General features: G+C 43.9%; 19 protein-coding genes. 8 read left to right on the top strand and 11 right to left on the bottom strand.

The genetic code is table 11. From position 1 onward, the window contains the following. The coding region (locus QNM18_RS08000; RefSeq protein WP_284136834.1) for an integrase core domain-containing protein at positions 1 to 87 on the top strand (87 nt) is incomplete at its 5' end. 21 nt (positions 88 to 108) lie between these two features. Here the strand turns inward: QNM18_RS08000 and msrA are convergent. From msrA to QNM18_RS07985, 3 genes are read right to left on the bottom strand one after another with little or no spacing between them, the layout of a single operon-like run. Beyond that, a complete protein-coding gene (msrA, locus tag QNM18_RS07995; RefSeq protein ID WP_284136822.1) occupies positions 109 to 645 on the bottom strand; it encodes a peptide-methionine (S)-S-oxide reductase MsrA in 537 nt (178 codons plus the stop codon). Next, positions 645 to 3755 carry an efflux RND transporter permease subunit gene (locus QNM18_RS07990; protein WP_284136821.1) on the bottom strand — a complete coding sequence of 1037 codons (3111 nt, stop codon included), beginning with the start codon at positions 3753 to 3755 and terminating at the stop codon, positions 645 to 647. Before QNM18_RS07990 ends, msrA begins: the two co-directional genes overlap by 1 nt. A 3-nt stretch (positions 3756 to 3758) precedes the next feature. Then, a complete protein-coding gene (locus tag QNM18_RS07985; RefSeq protein WP_284136820.1) occupies positions 3759 to 4808 on the bottom strand; it encodes an efflux RND transporter periplasmic adaptor subunit in 1050 nt (349 codons plus the stop codon). Positions 4809 to 5036: 228 nt separating this feature from the next. On the opposite strand from QNM18_RS07985, the gene QNM18_RS07980 reads away from it, so the two are divergent. From QNM18_RS07980 to QNM18_RS07960, 5 genes are read left to right on the top strand one after another with little or no spacing between them, the layout of a single operon-like run. After that, complete coding sequence (locus QNM18_RS07980; protein WP_284136819.1) at positions 5037 to 5744, top strand: DUF2982 domain-containing protein; 708 nt, start codon at positions 5037 to 5039, stop codon at positions 5742 to 5744. Positions 5745 to 5761: 17 nt separating this feature from the next. Next, a complete protein-coding gene (locus QNM18_RS07975; protein ID WP_211011990.1) occupies positions 5762 to 6094 on the top strand; it encodes a hypothetical protein in 333 nt (110 codons plus the stop codon). Between the two features lie 32 nt (positions 6095 to 6126). Then, entirely contained in the window at positions 6127 to 7746 is a 1620-nt protein-coding gene (locus QNM18_RS07970) for an Lcl C-terminal domain-containing protein (protein WP_211011991.1), read from the top strand. Continuing rightward, positions 7736 to 8272: an Lcl C-terminal domain-containing protein gene (locus QNM18_RS07965; RefSeq protein ID WP_211011992.1), complete on the top strand. Its 537-nt coding sequence runs from the start codon at positions 7736 to 7738 to the stop codon at positions 8270 to 8272. The genes QNM18_RS07970 and QNM18_RS07965 overlap by 11 nt, the downstream gene beginning before the upstream one ends. A 54-nt stretch (positions 8273 to 8326) precedes the next feature. Continuing rightward, positions 8327 to 9109 (top strand): YggN family protein, encoded by a 783-nt coding sequence (locus tag QNM18_RS07960; protein ID WP_211011993.1) that lies wholly within the window; start codon positions 8327 to 8329, stop codon positions 9107 to 9109. Here QNM18_RS07960 and QNM18_RS07955 read toward each other — a convergent pair. The 7 genes from QNM18_RS07955 to QNM18_RS07925 all read right to left on the bottom strand — a co-directional run bounded on the left by QNM18_RS07955 (position 9106) and on the right by QNM18_RS07925 (position 14301). Then, complete coding sequence (locus QNM18_RS07955; RefSeq protein WP_284136818.1) at positions 9106 to 9945, bottom strand: amidohydrolase family protein; 840 nt, start codon at positions 9943 to 9945, stop codon at positions 9106 to 9108. The genes QNM18_RS07960 and QNM18_RS07955 overlap by 4 nt on opposite strands. Then, positions 9945 to 10673: an SDR family NAD(P)-dependent oxidoreductase gene (locus QNM18_RS07950; protein WP_284136817.1), complete on the bottom strand. Its 729-nt coding sequence runs from the start codon at positions 10671 to 10673 to the stop codon at positions 9945 to 9947. Before QNM18_RS07950 ends, QNM18_RS07955 begins: the two co-directional genes overlap by 1 nt. A gap of 9 nt (positions 10674 to 10682) precedes the next feature. Beyond that, positions 10683 to 11177 (bottom strand): FKBP-type peptidyl-prolyl cis-trans isomerase, encoded by a 495-nt coding sequence (locus tag QNM18_RS07945; RefSeq protein WP_211011996.1) that lies wholly within the window; start codon positions 11175 to 11177, stop codon positions 10683 to 10685. Positions 11178 to 11226: 49 nt separating this feature from the next. Continuing rightward, positions 11227 to 12678 carry a transglycosylase SLT domain-containing protein gene (locus QNM18_RS07940; protein WP_284136816.1) on the bottom strand — a complete coding sequence of 484 codons (1452 nt, stop codon included), beginning with the start codon at positions 12676 to 12678 and terminating at the stop codon, positions 11227 to 11229. 153 nt (positions 12679 to 12831) lie between these two features. After that, positions 12832 to 13785 carry a hypothetical protein gene (locus QNM18_RS07935; RefSeq protein WP_284136815.1) on the bottom strand — a complete coding sequence of 318 codons (954 nt, stop codon included), beginning with the start codon at positions 13783 to 13785 and terminating at the stop codon, positions 12832 to 12834. 1 nt (position 13786) lies between these two features. Beyond that, positions 13787 to 14074: a cell division protein ZapA gene (locus tag QNM18_RS07930; RefSeq protein ID WP_284136814.1), complete on the bottom strand. Its 288-nt coding sequence runs from the start codon at positions 14072 to 14074 to the stop codon at positions 13787 to 13789. Continuing rightward, on the bottom strand, positions 14074 to 14301 hold the full coding sequence (locus tag QNM18_RS07925) for a hypothetical protein (protein ID WP_023397427.1): 228 nt from the start codon (positions 14299 to 14301) through the stop codon (positions 14074 to 14076). The genes QNM18_RS07930 and QNM18_RS07925 overlap by 1 nt, the downstream gene beginning before the upstream one ends. Before the next feature lie 228 nt (positions 14302 to 14529). Between QNM18_RS07925 and QNM18_RS07920 the strand changes: the two genes are divergently transcribed. Further along, complete coding sequence (locus QNM18_RS07920) at positions 14530 to 15366, top strand: 23S rRNA (adenine(2030)-N(6))-methyltransferase RlmJ (RefSeq protein ID WP_211012000.1); 837 nt, start codon at positions 14530 to 14532, stop codon at positions 15364 to 15366. 117 nt (positions 15367 to 15483) lie between these two features. Next, a complete protein-coding gene (locus QNM18_RS07915) occupies positions 15484 to 16773 on the top strand; it encodes an EAL and HDOD domain-containing protein (protein ID WP_284136813.1) in 1290 nt (429 codons plus the stop codon). Positions 16774 to 16801: 28 nt separating this feature from the next. Here QNM18_RS07915 and QNM18_RS07910 read toward each other — a convergent pair whose 3' ends face one another. Continuing rightward, a complete protein-coding gene (locus QNM18_RS07910) occupies positions 16802 to 18298 on the bottom strand; it encodes a Ppx/GppA phosphatase family protein (protein WP_211012002.1) in 1497 nt (498 codons plus the stop codon).

Below are 18298 nucleotides of genomic sequence, written 5' to 3'. Positions count from 1 at the left end.
AAGCAGTCTGTTGAAACCTATAATCAGAAAAGGCCACACACAGCCTTAAAGTACAAAACGCCCGATGAAATTCATCGAGCGTTTTGACATAAAAAGTGTCAACCCATACTAGGATGGGTCAAAATAATCACTAAATCGCTGTTCAAACTTGGCAACTTTTGGCGCTATCATAATACTGCAATATCCTTGGTTGGGGTTTTCATCAAAGTAGTTTTGATGATATTGCTCAGCATCATAAAATATCTCAGCTGCACTCAGTTCTGTCACAATGGGCGCTTCATAGTGTGCTTGAATTGCGCAAATGTGCGCTTGTGCGAGCGCTTGCTGTTCATCTGTGTGATAAAAAATCACACTTCTGTATTGAGTCCCGATATCATTTCCTTGCCGGTTCAATTGTGTCGGGTCATGAAGCGTAAAAAACATCTCAAGTAATGTCTCGAACGCTATCAGTTCGGCATCAAATTCCATTTGCACTACTTCCGCATGTCTGGTTGTACCTGAACAGATCTCTTTGTAGGTCGGATTAAGTGTGTCACCACCACTGTAACCTGAGGTGACTGCCGTGACGCCTTTAACTTTGCGAAAGGCGGCATCAATACACCAAAAACATCCACCACCAAACGTGGCCAAATGTAGCTTGCTCATTAATCAACTCCTTCGTTTTGCTCACGATGAGGGTATGCTTGTTGCTGTTCACCAAGTGCAATAGCGGTATGCTCTGGTGAGCGTGTGTGTTTAGCTAGTATGCTATAAGCAGTTGGTATCACAAACAAGGTAAGAATTGTAGCTAGACTAACACCAGCAAATACCACGACACCAATTACCATACGGCTTTCAGAGCCTGGGCCCGTTGCGAGAACTAGCGGAATGGCACTCATAACGGTTGTAAGAGAGGTCATGATGATGGGCCGCAATCGTTGAGTCGCTGCGGTAATAATGGCTTGTTCAAACGCGACTCCTTTATCGCGCAGCTGGTTTGCGAATTCAACAATCAAAATACCATTTTTAGCACTGAGGCCAATTAACATAACAATACCGATTTGACTGTAAATGTTTAAAGAGCTGTCACTAAAGTATAGACCTAGCATTGCGCCTATCAATCCAAGTGGTACGGTTAACATAATTACTAACGGGTGAACAAAGCTCTCGAATTGCGCGGCCAGTACCAAGAAGGTCACAGCCAAGGCCAAAATAAAGACATAGGTCATTGCCGATGCACCTTCATAGAAAAGCTGTGATTCACCTTTATAGTCGATGACACCATCAGTATGGTTTTCGTCTGCCGCGACTTGATTTAAAAAATCAAGAGCTTGTTCAAGGGTATACCCTTGTGCAAGGTTTGCAGTAATCGTGATTGCACGCATGCGGTTAAAGCGATTGAGTCTTGCCGCCGTCGCTTCTTCTTTGACTGTGATCAGGCTATCTAGTGGTACAAGCTGGCCGGTACGTGAGGAAACATAGACATTATTGATATCTGTAGGCGCACTAAAATCCGCTTTTTCTCCCTTTAGGATGACGTCATACTCTTCGCCACGATCAATGAATGTTGTAACACGTCGTTGGCCTAACATGGTTTCAAGCGTGCGGCCAATATCATTGCTTGATACACCTAAATCAGCCGCTTTTAATTTATCAATACTGATTAGAAACTGTGGGAAGGTTTCTTTGTAATCGTGATCTAATCTGACTAGCCCCGGATTGTTGCGGGCTCGTTCAAAAATGCGATCTCGCCATGCAGCTAACTCTTGATAGTCATTACCTTGCAATACAAACTCAATTGGACGGGAAGAGCCGCCACCCCCTATGCCACGGCGCATGATCGCAAATGCTCTGACGTCAGTAACTTGTTGCATTTTGCCACTGATCTCAGACATGACTTGCCAGGTTGAGCGTTTGCGCTCATCCCAATCTGGCATGCCCACGATAGCGACACCACCCCGGTTACCCCACCCAGGCACGCGAACTAAAACGCGGCTGAGCTCTTCGTTTTCCAAATAAGGCATTAAGTGCTGTTCTATTTGTGCCATATTTGCAGCGTTATTTTCATAACTCGCCCCTTCAGGGCCATTCATCATGATAAAAAAGGTGCCGCGGTCTTCTTTGGGTGTAAGTTCAGAGGGAATTTGCTTAAAGAGTCCATAGCTGGCGGCAACTGAAAGTGCTAGCACTAATATCAACCCATATCGGCTATGAATATTATTTTTTAGTACCGTTTGGTAGCCTAGCTCCAGCTTACCAAACTGTTGGTTCATCCACTGTGAAAAGCGGCCTTCTTGGCCCTGTTTGAGTACTTTTGAGCAAAGAGCGGGTGATAATGTAAGGGCAGTGATACTCGAAAATATAACCGCAGCGCTGACTGCCAGCGCGAACTCTGTAAATAGCGCACCAATACGTCCATCCATAAAGACGAGCGGTACAAAAACCGATACTAAGACTAACGTGGTTGCGATAATTGCAAAACCTACTTCTCGAGCACCGCGAAATGCGGCAAGTAACCTTGGTTCACCTTGTTCTATTCGGCGGTGAATGTTTTCCAACATTACTATGGCATCGTCCACAACTAAGCCAATAGCGAGAACCAATGCTAATAATGTTAGCAAGTTAATAGAGTAACCCATTGCCAGCAAAAACATGAAGGTTGCTACTAAGGCAACGGGCACCGTGACCGCGGGGATCAAGGTTGCGCGAATATTACCGAGGAAAATAAAAATGATCAGTACCACCAAACCCATAGCGATGGCGAGTGTTCGGTATACTTCCGATATCGATTCGCGAATAAAGATAGAGGAGTCGTAGCTGTCTTCTATCCGAGTGCCTTCAGGTAGGTTACGTTTAATAGCAATAAGTTCTTGTTTAACGTTATCAACTACCTCAAGAGTATTAGCTTTGGCTTGCTTTACAATACCAAGGCCTATCATATTGTTGCCATTGCCGCGGAATGTACTTTCTTCATCTTGCGCTTCTAAAGATACTTTGGCAACTTCGTTCAATCGGATCAGGTAGCCATTCTCACCGCGTTTGATAACAAGATTATCAAAATCGGTTTGAGAGGTATAATTACGTGCGATCCGCACGGCAAAGTCACGATCTAATGATTCAATTTCACCAGCGGGCAGTTCAACATTCTCTCTACGTAACACATTTTCTATATCGCTACTTGTCACACCTCTGGCGGCCATAGCTTTGCGATCAAGCCAAATTTTCATCGCATACCTTCGCTCTCCGCCGATTTGTACTCGGGAGACACCGTCAACAACGGCTAGACGATCTACTATATAACGTTGAGCGTAGTCTGAGAGTTGCAGTGTATCCATTGACGTACTATTGAGTACAAACCAAGCTACGGCATTTTCATCGTCGCTGGACTTAGACACTTCTGGAGGGCGAACCTGCTCGGGGAGTCGATCTAGTGCGCGAGAAACTCGTTCACGAACATCGTTAGCTGCGGCGTCAATGTCTCTATCAATATTAAACTCAATGGTGATGTTAGAGCGTCCATTGCGACTCGATGAATTAATGCTTTTGATACCTTCGATACCAGAAATACGGTTCTCAAGCACTTGAGTTATTTTGGCTTCGACTACAGCTGCTGACGCGCCCGTGTAATCTGTGCTGACATTGACTATGGGGGTTTCAATATCTGGGTATTCACGCAGAGGCAGCATGGTAAAAGCCACAATACCGAAAGTAAGCAGCAGTAAATTTATGACAATAGCAAAAACAGGGCGCTTTACGGCCGTATCAGTGATCTTCACGCTTTACCCCTTTACCGTAACTTGGCTACCGCTGCGAATTTTAGTTGTGCCTTCGGTCACAACTAACTGCCCCGACTCGATGCCTTTAACCGCAACCCAGCCGGAAAAGCGATTTAACAAGGTGATCTGTTGCTGTTTAACTTTATTGTCCTCAACAATATACACAAAATGCTTGTCTTGCCTTGGGATCAGGCTTTTTTCTGGCACCATTAAAGCGTTCACTTGTTGCAGTTGCACTGCGACGTTGAGCAACATGCCCGGACGAAGGTGATTTTCAGCGTTGTCGAAACTGGCGGTAACTTGAATACTGCGGGTGGATTCGTCAATACGTGGGTCGATGTGAGAAATGTGTCCCCAAAACAACTGTTGTTGATATGCGTCACTCACTACACTGGTCTTCATACCCAAAGTTAATTTTGCTAAGTATTTTTCTGGGAGCTGAAAATCTACTTTGATGGTGTTGATGTCGTCTAAGGTGGTCAGCGGTGTGTTGTCTTTTACGTAGCTGCCAATTGATACCAAGCGCTTTCCTAATACGCCATCAAAGGGCGCGTAAATCGTCATTTCCGAGAGCTTGAGTTTCGTGGCTTGAAGTTGAGTACTGAGCGCCTCTACTGTTGAGCGCTGTGCATCAAGCTGAGAGCGAGCGGCAGACTGTGTTTTGGCTAGCTCTGTTAAACGGGTCAGCTGTCTTTGTTGTTCTTTTAAATTGATAGTCAACTCTTTGACAGCTAAAAGCTCTTCTTTGTTGTTCAGCTGCGCTAATTTTTGTCCACGTGTTACAGATTGACCATCGCTGAATAAAATGTCGCTGATATAATCACTGTGTGAACTTGTAATGTCGACCGCTTGGTTGGCTCGAGCAGAACCAATGGCTTCAGCGGTTACTGCGCGATGTTGAGGGGTAACGGTATGAACAGAGACTTCTACAGCCCTGCTGGCACGATTTGATTGCTCACCTTGAGTTGCGGGAAAATAGAGATAGCCGCACAATGCAATTAGCATTAAAATAAGGGTAGGAAAAAGGGCTTTGCCCGACTGATTTGCACGCATAATTTAATCTCACTATTTGTAGATGATTAGTGTACAAAAATTCTTGAGGGAGAAAATTGCGGATATCTTGTATATTTGTGTATTAAACGAAAATATAACAAGACACCTTACTGTGTACCCAAAAGGTTACGAAAATGCGTAAAGTAAAACCCTGTAAAAAATGTCTGCAATTACGAAAACTATTCGTGTGGTTGATTGCAATGCTGATATTTTATTGGTGGTTCTACTATGCATAAAGTATCACTGCGAGCGACAGCCAATCGTCACAGTATCGAGTTTATGCTCGCGGGTGGTATCTGCCTTGTTATTATTATTGTGTTTGTTGCGCTGCGAGCTACGCCACCTACGATATTAGAGTTGGCGTTTGCAGCAGCTGCTATTTGCTCGATATTACTGGGCTTTTTAAAAAGTCAGCAGCCTTTTTACAGTATTGAAATGAGCGCCATTACACTCAATTATGTCCATAAATATGGCGTTATGCATGTTTCTCATAAGAATTTTCACTCCAGCGGTGTCCCTTTTGTAACACAAGGAGTTGAAAACCTTGAGTTAAATGCTGTAGGTATTAAACTAAACAATATTGATGAGTTTTTGATAGAGCTGACCCCCCGTTTGGCTGGGAAGCTATTAATAGAACAGCGGCATATTTTTTTACAAGCTGTTAAAATACATTGCGTAAATGGCAATTGTCCATCAGAATGGCTGATAGAAGAAACCTGCTATGAATCGCCGGATGGGCGCTCATATACAGGCCTGATGGCCATGTTTGCAAATAGGATGCAAAATCTTAAAACGATTACTGGGTACGATCTCATCTTACCTGCGAATGTTTTAGACAGGGATATATGGCAATTTGCTAATATTTTAAACCACTGGAAGTTAACACCAGAAAAGGTGGTCAAAGATTTGCATGAGCAAATTGCCACCGCTAGATGAAGTAACAGGATATATACATGAGCTTCGATAGAGCCTTTATTAAAAGTGGTCGTAATACCATTATCCATAAAGATAAAAAGCTCGATTTAGTGATCGTGAATGCGGAAAGCCACCCAAAGATTAAGGTAACAGCCACGGGCTTAGTGCCGTTTAAAGAAGAGTTACCGAGAAATCGCCGGGAAGCTAAAGAGCGCTATTTAGAGGTGGTGCAAATTTCAAGTGCAGACGTATTCAGCGAAGTTAAGCGACTGCTTTTTATTCAGTCATTAGACGGTCGTGAATATAAAGTAGATTACAGTAAGGTTGGCACTAAGTTATTTGTTCGTATCCATCAAGATAGCTACCTCTAACATGACACGGAGGTAGTCAGTTAGGAGTTGTAATGCTAAAAAAATCGCTTGTCGTCATGGCCATCTCAACGGTGTTGAGTGGCTGTGGAGGTTCAGGTGGCTCAAATGAAGAAGTTGTCAGAGCCAGTGTCAATGCAGGACAAGATGTCACTGTCATCGAAAAGAACGAATTTACGCTTAAAGCAGCAGCTTCACCCACTGGAGGAACATTTAACTGGCAGGTCACATCAGGCCCGTCTTTTGATGGTTTTCCACAAACTGGGGAAGAGCTGACTGTCACTGCACCAGATGTAAAAGGCAACAGCCTTGCTGTGCTGAAAGTTGACTACCTTGCGCCAAATGGCGAGTTGGTGAGCGATACGCTGAATGTCAATATTACATCTAATAACCAGTTGCCTGTTGCGGTTGTAAAGCAAACTGCGCCGGAAGAGTCGTCAAAATATCAAGATACAATAGTTTTGTCGGCATCTGAGTCGAGTGACCCCGATGAAAACGGACAGGTGGTAGGGTATAAATGGCAATTGATCTCAGGGCCAAGCAACATATCTGTGGAAGATACGGGCAAGGTCACTTTAAGTTTTGTACACCCTTTATTAGCTGAAACACAAACTGCGGTTTGGCGCTTAACAGTCACTGATGATGAGGGTGGCAGTACAACAACGGATATCAGTGTTGCTCTGGCTAAAAATGATGAGGTTGTGCTAGCCGAAGCCGGTGAAGATCAACAGGTACTTGAGTTTGATACAGTCACGTTAGACGCAACCAAAAGTGTCACGGTTGACGGGCAATATACGTGTAACTGGCAGCAATCCAGCACTGGCAGCGCTATCACTCTTGCCAATAACACCGAATGCAAAACGACTTTTCAAGCCCCTGATAAAGAACAAAATACCTTTGCTACCTTTAAAGTGACGGTGACAGACTCCGCTAATCGCAGTGGTGATGATGAAGTTCGGATTGATATATTGCCTAAACCACTCAGTAACCTGAATGACAGTGGTTCGAGCACCTGCTACAACAATTCTACAGCCATTTCGTGTGGCGACAGTTCATTTCCAAGGCAGGATGCTGAGTTAGGTAGAGATAGCGTTGCACAAGTGATCTCTAAAGAGGGATCTGGCAATCTAGCCTTTGACTTTACTAAACTGGATGCAGACGGCAAAGAGCTGCAAGATGATGCGCCGACATTTAGCTGTGTGCGGGATAACATCACAGGGCTAGTTTGGGAAGTGAAAGATCAAACTGCGACGTCAATTCGCTATGCGCAAAACCATTATACGTGGACATTTAATACAAATGTAGCGGGTGGTATTCAAGCGTTTATCAATAGTGTCAATGGGCTGGCTGGTGGTTATTGTGGCGGTAATACTTGGCGCTTACCAAGTTATACCGAGCTGATGAGCATCGTCGATTTTGGTCGAAACAGCGTCCATGTATTAGATCCCGCATTTTTCCCCAACATGCCAGATGAAGCAATACAGGGACATTTATATTACTGGACAAATCAAACGGCGGTTGGGGGAACCGATGGATTGGATGCTAACCTTACCAGAGCTTATGTAATTGATATGATTACAGGAAATGACGTGCCTAGAGCAAAAGCACAAACCGCATATGTAAGACTTGTACGAGGAAATGCAAATGCAAATTAAACTCTTAATAGCCACTTTCCTATTTAGCTCTGTAGCATTTGCTCAGCAATGTGCCTCGGATACATCTGTCCCACTGTCTACGCCTGACGAGCGATTTATCGTAAATGAAGATGGTACAGTGTGTGACACCAAGACGGATATTATGTGGCAACGTTGTACTTTTGGCTTTGTATTTAACGCAGAAACAGGGAGTTGTGATAATAAGGAGCAGCAGCTTAATTGGCAGCAGGCTTTAACAGCAGCAAATAATAGCCGCTTAGGAGGTCATGATGACTGGCAGGTACCAAATGTTAAAGAGCTGGCAACTATTGTGGAGCGCAGCTGTGAAGACCCAGCGATTAACGCTACTGTCTTTTTAGGTAATCACAGTGGTAACTATTGGACCAGTACGACTTACGCAAAAGATATATCACGGGCTTGGACATACCAATTTGCCGATGGATTGAATGATAGATCAAGTAGTAAAACTTCAGACGCGTTTGTGCGATTAATGCGATATACATTTTGCCCGCAATCAGAAAAATAAGTTTGGTTAAAAATTAAAATTTGCTACCCTCATGCTATTACGTATGGGGGTAGTATGAAGTTGTCTATATCTAGCACTAAGTCTGTTTTGTTCTCGTTGTTGTTTGGGGCTTCGAGTATTGCGTATGCTGATGATAAATGTGACGTAGAGTTAGGGCATGGTTTAATTATCACTGATTCGGTGATCCGCATTTTAGACAATGGCCAAACACGTGTTCAAATCAACAATGACAACCAGCTTCTCGTCCGTGGGCTTTGGGTGCAGCTCAATGCGCAGGAAACTCAAGTATTACAAGAGTATGCAAAGGGGATCCGGGATACTGTACCCGAGCTAGTTAACCTTGCTACCGATGGGGTAAACCTTGGCCTGAGCGCCATTGAGCAAGTGGTCGAGGGGATGTCAGATAGCAACCCTGAGGTACTAAAAACACAACTTCAATACGTTGAACGTGCGTTGATGGACAAATTCAAGCGCGGAGAAGACTTCTATTATATTGCTCCTCAATCACTCTCCAAAATTGACGACTTCTTTACCAAGGAGATCAGCGGAAAAATTCACTCCGCAGTGCATGGCTCACTAGGCGCTATTTTGGTATCAGTGGGTGATGCGTTCAAATCTCGAGAAGGTAATATTGAAAGTCGATTCTCGGATATGGGACAGCGCATGGAGATCATCTCTAAAGAAATTGACAAATCTTTACAGCAAAAAGCCGCCCAGCTTGAAGTTAAGGCCAATGAATACTGCGAGTGCCTCAATACACTGGACGAAACAGAAAAGCGCTTACAGGTCATTGTGCCAAGTTTAGCCGCATTTGATTTGGTCCAGATCCGCTCTTAAAGTGTAAATCCATAAATGCGTTTGGCATTGTCAAAGCTTAGCGCTTGCCAAAGCGTCGGATCAATTTGTTGTACCAGTTCGTAATAGTGCGCCCACTGCCTTTGATAGTCATGCTCGATTAAGCACACCGGGTGATTTGATGCAAGCATCACGCGTGTCGGTCCAAACTGCGTTAACAAAACGTCGAGTTGTTGTTGTGGGTTCATTGGTGCATCAAGCAGCTCTTGACCTGAAAATTTAATAAAGCAGTTGTTCAGCTTTGCGAGCTTTTCAATATTGTCCTGCCAATTGTCACGGCAAGTCATAAATCCGGCGTGGTTGATGACTAAACGGCTATTTTTATGCGTTTGATGTATCTCGAACAAGTGTTCACTGACCGCACTATTATGAACTTCAAATTGTGCTTCGAAGTGCAAACCTAACTCGCTTAAATGCTGTATGTTTCGGATCACATTAGGAGACAGTAGGCGCTCGGCATCCTCTCCCTCTGTAATATCTCGTATTGCCGCCAAACTGGGATGGTGTAGTTTTTTAAGCGCCGCGTTAAACAGCTCTGGAGGGTTATCTATTTTAGCGTAAGCGACCGCTTTATAGGGTAATGGTGGAACGACACTTTCCAGCCATTGGAGCTCGTTAATCGGATTGCTATTATCGAACCCAGCTTCAACATGAACACATGCTGCCACTGAAACCGAAGACATATCCTGCAGGTCCGATGGTAAGTGATTTTGTTTTATCTGTTCAATATTATTCCAAGCAGGTGGATTGTGCTTGAGCCATTGGTATTGGCCTTTTTCAAGGTCAAAAAAATGCAAATGTGGGTCGATAATCTTCATTAGCGTGCCGTATAACCGCCATCTATGGTTTGTAAGCTGCCAGTAATGAAGGCAGCATCGTCACTCAGTAAAAATGCAACCAGAGCGGCAATTTCCTGTGGTTGACCGAGTCGTCCTAAAGGTTGTAGTGCCGCCTCTTCCGCGATAATCTCGGCCTTATCAGCACCACTTTTAGCACAATACTTATCAATGGCATTGTGAAAAAGAGGCGTTTCTATGGTGCCTGGGCAAACAGCATTTGCGCGAATATTATACTGCGCGTAATCTAATGCCGTTGTTTTAGCCATAGAAGCCAGCGCGTGCTTAGTTAAGTTGTATGCAAATGAATTTGGCTTGCCAACATGTGCTTGATCTGAAGAAATCAACACTATTTTGCCACTGTGTTGTGTTTTCATACTCGGTAATACAGCTTGTACCGCCGCATATGCGCCTTTTACGTTAAGTGCAAAAAGTGCATCCAGTGTTGCTTCGTCAGTTTGTTCTATGGTGGCACTGAGGTGTTTACCTGCATTTGAAACGAGCGCATCAATGTGGCCTGTTTCGGCGGCAATTTCAGCAATTGTCTGTTTAACTTGCTCAACTTGACTGACGTCACAGTGACGAAATTCACCTGTTTCGCTGTGGGCAATGTCGAGGTTAAACACTCGGTAGTTTTGGCTTTGCAGCTTCTCAACAATGGCTTTACCAATGCCGAAGCTGCCACCAGTGATGATGGCAACAGGTTGCATATATTTTCCTTAGTGATCGTGTCCGCAGCCGCCCGCACCATGAACGTGGCCGTGGGAAAGTTCTTCGGCTGTTGCAGCTCTAACATTCACAACTTCTACATCAAATGTCAAAGTTTTACCTGCGAATGGGTGGTTCAGATCGCAATCAGCATTAAAACGACCGACTTTTACGATAGTTACTTGGTGTCTGCCCTGATTCGAGTCGACAATGGCTGTCATGCCAGGTTTCCAAACTTTACTGTTGCCAAGACCTTGCAAATGCTTGATTGGAATTCGCTGTACTAGACCTTCTTGATATTCGCCGTAGCTGTCTTTAGGCTCAAGAGTCACAGTGAACTTGTCACCAGCTGTTTTACCTTCTAACGCTTGTTCTAAGCCTGGTAACATGCCTTCTTGGCCGTGCAGGTAGCTCAGTGGTTCTCCACTCGTGCTTGACTCAATTTGCTCAGTGCCTTCTGTCAGCGTGTAGTGAAACTCTACCGCGGTATCTTTTGCTATTTGCATATGTGCTCTTTATATCTCTTTGATGTGAGCCCGTATTCTACGCTAGCCCCTAGTCAGGGGGCAAGTTAGGTTGGTTTGTCTTAGGCACTTCTTTGAGCTGTAGAGCACCTTCCAAGACGTCTAAATAACTCGGTTCGTTGGTGTGCGCCTTTGGTTGTGGATTGGCTTGACTTGGTAGATGTAATATCAGCACTTTGCCTGGAGATAAAATACTAGCAGCTTGCAAGTTATTCCAATCAAGTAAGTCTTTTAATGGCACTTGATAATGCTGGCTTAAATCCCACAGTGAGTCGCCGGAAACAATTGTATGATGATGTTCAATGGTGGGCTTTTTAGGTATGGCTTGCTGTTCTAAGTACGGGCTTATTTGGTAGTCAACAGTCAGAGAACGGTTTAAGTTTGCCCGGTTAATCAACAGTGTTTCGCCAACTCGAATGAGGTTACTTTGTTTATTATTTAGCTGCTTTATTTTTTTTACCGAGGTGCCGAACTGGCGTGCAATACCATAGAGTGTGTCGTTTAATTTCACACTGTAGCTGCGACTAAACTGCTCACGATAAAACGGGCTTTGCATCAGCGCTTTTTCTGAGAGTGGAACGAGTATTTTATGGGGGCCTTGCTCTGGGCTTTGGTGTCGCAAAAAGCCGGTATTCAGGTCGTGAAGCTTTTGTTTATCAATGTCGAGTAACTGCGCGAGTACACCAAAATTAAAGGCTTGGCCAACATCCAACATTGTTGTACTAGGTGTGTTATTTAAATTTGGGCGCTTGAACCCTGTTTGGGGGTGCTTGAGCAAATAACTCAGTGCCAGCAGCTTTGGAATATAATCAGCTGTTTCTTTGGGCAGTTTTAGGTGCCAATAATGCGTACTTTTACCAGCTGCTCGATTGCGCTTTATCGCCGCTTTTACACGTCCTTCACCAGTATTGTAAGCAGCAATGGCATGTAGCCAATTACCTTTAAAGGTTTTATGCAGATACTGTAGGTAAGATAATGCTGCATCTGTGGATGCCAGTACGTCGCGGCGTCCATCGTACCAATCATTACTTTGCAAACCAAAATGGTAGGCAGTAGCATCAACTAATTGCCAAACGCCAACAGCGCTTTGCTGTGATACTGCAAGAGGGCGGAAATCACTTTCAACAAAAGGTAAAAGAGCGAGATCAAGCGGTAAGTTGCGCTGCTCTATTTTTTTTACGATATGGTATAGATAAGGTGAAGCTCGGCGATTCACCGTTAGTAAATACTCAGGTTGAGAGAGGTACCATTCTACTCTGGTTTTAAGGCGTGGGTGTGGAGTCTGCTCAAAGCTGAGATTTTGCGCGATGTGCTGCCAAATATCAGGCGCTTTATACGGTTTTGGTGGTTCAGGCTCCGGTTCAACAGTATTTTCAATAGCTTCAGGTACAGACTTAAATGTTTTTTGCGTCAATAAATCTTTCAGCACATCTTGATGGGATGCACTTTGGGTAGGTGTTTGCTTGCATCCTATTACGCTCATTAAAGTGACGCAAAAACAAAATATTACACATAGATTTTTATACTTCATAAAAGTAACGCACAAGAAACCACAATGGGTATTCGATAGTTGAAGTAGCATAGCTCATGATCAGTACTATACCTGTTGATGGTTATTTGTTCAAAAACTAGCGTGTTATTTTTGTTTCAGTGCCTGTTTAAAATATGCATCAAACTGTTCTGAGGAGACGTTATGCTTTAGATAAACTTGGCGTAACTCATTGAGTTGTTGTGGGGTATGAGCCGAGTTAAGTAGCTCTAAAAAAGCAATCGGTAGATGAAGTTGTGACTTTTTATAGGGTTTGCCAAAACTGGGTAATATCCAGTTGAACGAATCGGATTGTTCAATTGAACGCAGTGTGTTGTACCATGCTAGGGTGTTCGACTGTGCAACGTAGGGTAAGGGGTTGACAGTATGCCCTCCGTAAAGGGCCCCATTTTTTGGAGCCTGGATGTATAACCCGCGGCCTTTGTATCCATGCAAAGGTTTTGCGTGCAGTGCAAAGTTTCCTAGTTCTAAATGGAGTGGTTTGTCAATTTCTGTAATTTTAGGGGACTTTAGTGTGCGCCAGCGCACCAATCTCTGTTTGGCTTGTTGTAATTTTGCATGCCAATCGAGTTGTGCAGACTCAGGTGCAGAAGTAATGCGTTTCTCACTCAGTTTTAAACTTTGTTCAAACCCCTGTAATTTTTGTGCAATTTCTTGTTTTAGAGCACTATTGAGTTGGGTGTTTTCATGTGTGTACTTGGCTGTATAAATAACCGCTTCGGGAAACGCGCCTTGCAGTAACATCACACCAGACAATTGCTTTAGGTCTAAATTGGTGGCAAGTACGTAACAAAGTGGCACCGTGAGCTTCGAGCGAATTTGCGCAACAAGCAACTCAATCGCAACGAAGTCCCCATGACTGTCGACTAACGCAGCACATTTGTCTCCTTGGATAAGTGCTTGATTGGGCAGTAAATAACTGGCTTGTTTAGCCGGTTCAATTAAGGTGGTATGTTTGTCTATTTGATGCCATGTGGCAGCGAGTGATTGGATAGGAAGGAGCAGCAGAATAAAGAGGCCAACGCCGATTCTTGATGGCATGTTACTTAGCCCCTAAATGGGCGCCTAATCGCTCAACTAGCTGGTTGCTTTTTGTTCTCGCCGATTGTTGCTCTTGTTCCAGTGCCTGAAAATCGTGACATAGGTGCAGAGCAGCCATTAGTAGGGCGTTTTGATCTGTGCGAACTGTATCTTTGCGTTTCATTTCATCGACACGTGAATTGAGCAGCTCAACAGCATCGACAAGCGCTTGCTCTTGACCTTCAGGACACGAAAACTGGTGACTTTTACCAAGTAAGGTAACAGCCACCTGGCTTACTTTATCTGTCATTAGCTCGCCTGATGAGCACTCTGAAGTTTATCAAGTAGGCTGCTGAGTGTTGTGCTGGTTTCTTTTTGCTTTTCTTCGCGTTCAAGTAACTCTAGCTGCAACGTCTCATTTTCATCAACTAATTTGCTGTTTTGCTCTTTCAATTGATTGATTTGCTGCTCTAGTTGCTCATTTTTGCCAATAAGCTGATCTACCAGTTGTTCGAGTTGTGGAAGAATATCGTTCATTTTAAATGCGCTCTTATCACTGTGTTTTGTCATGCAAATGTAAAGCAAAGTGGGCTTTATTACCAGTATTTGCGTAGCTTTATACTGATTTTTGCGCCGTTTTGAGAGATAATTCCGATAACTTCGTATTTTGTTCATTTGTTATTCATTAAAGTGGTCAGATTTCGGCCGCACGGATTTGAGACGAATTTTCAAAAAACCACTTATAGTCAGTGAATAAGGCATATTATGCTCAGTTATAGACACTCTTTTCATGCTGGTAATCCGGCAGACGTAATCAAGCACTTAGTATTGGCTGAAGTGCTTTCATACATGACACGCAAAGATAAGCCATTTGACTATATAGACACACATTCTGGGGCTGGGTTATTTGAGTTGGCTTCCAGTGATGCACAAAAGACCCAGGAGTTTGAAGATGGGATAGGACGCCTTATGCACTATGCAGGTAGTAACGAGGCAATTATTCGCTACTTAGATATGGTAAAAGGCTTTAACGAGAGCGCCTTAGCCTACTATCCTGGCTCGCCAAAAGTGGCCGAACAATACCTACGCAAACAAGACAAAGGCTGGTTCTTTGAATTGCACCCGCAAGATTTGCCGATATTGCAAAAAAACACGGCACATAAACGTTCATTGCGTGTAAAGGGGGAAGATGGTTTCAAAGGTCTCCTCGGTCTGGTTCCTCCAATGTCTCGCCGTGCTGTAGTGTTGATGGATCCGCCTTACGAAATAAAAACAGACTACCAAAAAGCGGTTAAAACGATTTTAAAAGCGCATAAAAGCTTCACCTCGGGTACATACATGATTTGGTATCCAGTTGTTGACCGAGCTCGTATTGATCAAATGGAAGCTGAACTGATAGCCTCTGGCGTGAAAAATATCCAATTATTTGAATTGGCTACTTCGGCAGATACTGAGGAGCGAGGTATGACGGCATCAGGCATGATAGTTATTAATCCTCCCTATGTGCTTAAAGAAACTATGGATAGTGTACTGCCCGAATTGGTTAAAGAGTTAGCTGCTGATGAAGGGGCATTTCGCAGTATTGAACTGGTTGGTGAGTAACCCCAGCTGTTTGGTCTCCTGATCTTAACCAAGATCAGGTTGGATTTTATTTGCTCCGCTGGCGAACTTTTCATATGCTGAAGCTATGGATGCCAGAAATGCGTGCAAGAGTGAAGGATGTTAATGAGTAGTGAAACTGCCAAGGTAAAAAAAAATGCCGTTCAGTATATCGCTCGCCAAGCTATCTTGAATGGCGAGTTACAGGTACATGCCTACGAGCTGCTATATAGGGACTCCCACAATAATGTGTTTCCCAGTGGCATCAGTGATGGGTTAGCGACGGGTCGGCTTTTTTTTAATTCACTGCTGTTTATTGGTTTAGACAGACTCGCCGCAGGCGCGCTGGCGTTTGTTAACTTCTCTGACGAAACCTTGATCCAAGAACTTCCTAAGCTATTGAGTCCACAAGGCTTAGTGGTTGAGATTGTTGAACGTTCCCAAGATATCGATAGTTTGACTTCTACAGTTACGAAACTCCAAAAAGTAGGTTATCGTTTTGCGCTTGACGATTATGATGGCGATCCTCGTTGGCAACCGCTGTTGGAATTGGTCGATTTTGTGAAGATTGAAGTCGAGCTGCCTATCATCAAAACAACCATGATGGTTAAAAAGCTAAAGCGTCAATATCCGCACTTGCAAGTGATTGTTGAGCGAATTGAAACACAAGAGCAATTTAACTTCATTCGCAGTGCGGGGGCCGACTATTTTCAAGGTTTTTTCTTCGCCAAACCTGAAATGCTTAATCACGGCAATGTTGAACCCTCTAAACTCGCGGTCTTTGATTTATTACGTTGCACTGCGAAAAAGTCGCTCTGCTTTAAAGAAGTGCAAGATCGCGTATCGAAAGATTTGAGTTTGACTGCACGTGTATTACGCCTTGCAAATGCCAAAGCGGGTGAAGATCGTATTGAGATCCGCTCGATATCTCAAGCCGTCATTTATCTTGGTGAAGATGCAATACGTCAGTTTGTGAAAGTACTTGCTTTGAGTGAGCTTGGTGCTGATAAGCCGACAGAGCTAACTAAGTTAGGCTTAAATCGGGCTAAGTTTTTAGAGTTATTTTTGGCCCCTGGTGGCGAAGAAATGGCTGAGCAGGGCTACCTTATAGGTTTGATGTCTGTATTGGATGCCATATTAGATGTAGAGTTGTCCGTTGTGGTGGACGAGTTTTCGCTCGATCCAGACTTAAGCAGTGCACTGCTAAGTTATAAAGGGTTAATTGGTGGTGCACTTCGGCTTGCAATTGAGGTAGAGCGCAATAATCTGACTGAAGCGGAATTGATTTTGAACGCCATTCGCCCAGCCACCGATGTACAAGTGCTATTTGACTTGATCCTTAAGAGCCGTGCGTATGGCGATGAAATGTTCGCTGTGGCGCGAGATGATTTGGACCCGCACGAAAACTAATGCGCTGTGAACCTACCGCGCTTTTTTGTCATTTGGCACAGTATGTGTTGATACAAAGCGACAGTGGTAAGCTTTTCCAATATATCTGTTCTTGTTCAAGATCTGCTGCAAACAAACTATGTTGTTCAAACCAACTTTGATCAAATGACAATTCTACAGTGCTATTGGTAACTGAAAGCGTGTAGTCAGGCACTTGGCTTTTTTGGCGCTTTTGATGAAAGAGGATAGCCAGTCGTAATAAGGTGAGCAGTTTGGCAAACTGGCCTTGCGACTCCAACTCAACGAGTGTATTGAGTTCCGAGGGTTTGATTTTTTTTCGATGGAATCGAATGAGTGCACCGAGCAGCTGTTGCTGTTCTTGCGTAAAGCCTGGCAGTTGGCTATTGCTCACAACATAAGCACTGTGTTTATGAATACCCGAAGAGTTTATCGCAATGCCAACTTCATGTAGTTGTACTGCCCAGCGCAACACTTCAAGGTCTAAACTCTCTAATTGCCAGTGTACTCTAGCGGCTTTGAATAGACGTGTGATGGTGTGGCAAATATTCTGTGCATGCAAGGTATCAACTGCATACTGCTCAGCAAAAGAGGTAATAGTTCGAGTGCGAATATCGAATTCTGCATTTTGGGCCAACTCGTGCAGCAACCCTTCACGCAAAGCATAATCACAGTAAACCATCTGTTCAATATTCAGCTGGTTAAATGCACCGATCAGCACTGCAAGCCCCCCTGCAATACTCGACTTGCGCTCTTCAGGTAACGCTTTTAGATTAATGTTAGCAAGTGACTGAGCTTGAACAAAGTAAGCTCGGATCAACTCTAAAGACGCCAAAGTTAACGTTTTATTGGTAAATAATTCTTCATTAATAGCAGCGAGTGTTTTTATCGTACCTGAGGTACCTAAACACGTTTGCCAGCCAGCCTTGGAGTAACTGGCTGTGATGGCCTCAATATTTTGTTCGGCATGGATGATGGCCTTTTTAAAGCGTTTCTCTGACAGCTTTCCATCTTCGAAAAAAAGTTTACTCATGGTCACGCAGCCAATGTTACGGCTGGTCAGTAATTTATGATGCTGATGTTTGCCAATGATGATTTCTGTGCTGCCACCACCAATATCGATCACTAAGCGGTTGTTTTCGTCATGGATGTAGTTGGCAACACCTTGGTAAATAAGCCTTGCCTCTTCTTGACCAGAAATGACGTTGATTTTGTATGGAAAAACGGATTTTGCTTGTTTGAGGAAGGTGCGAAGATTGCTGCAATTTCTCAGTGTATAGGTGGCCGCAACTTCAACATTTTGTTTCTCAAACCCTTTTAGAGTTGCTGCGAATTGTGCTAATACATGCATTGCTCGCTCGATAGCTGCATCGTCGAGGTCGAAATTTTGATTGAGGCCAGCAGCCAAATACACCCGCTGTTTCTCTTTATGGAGAATTTGCAACCGACCGTCCACCTCCCTTGCTACCACTAAATGAAAACTGTTTGAGCCCAAATCAATGGCTGCAAAAGAGGGGTATGTTGTCAT

Source organism: Pseudoalteromonas obscura (assembly GCF_030135505.1).
Taxonomy (GTDB): Bacteria; Pseudomonadota; Gammaproteobacteria; order Enterobacterales; family Alteromonadaceae; genus Pseudoalteromonas; species Pseudoalteromonas obscura.
Note: the sequence above shows the minus strand (reverse complement) of the source record. Positions and strands in the feature narration are given on the sequence as shown.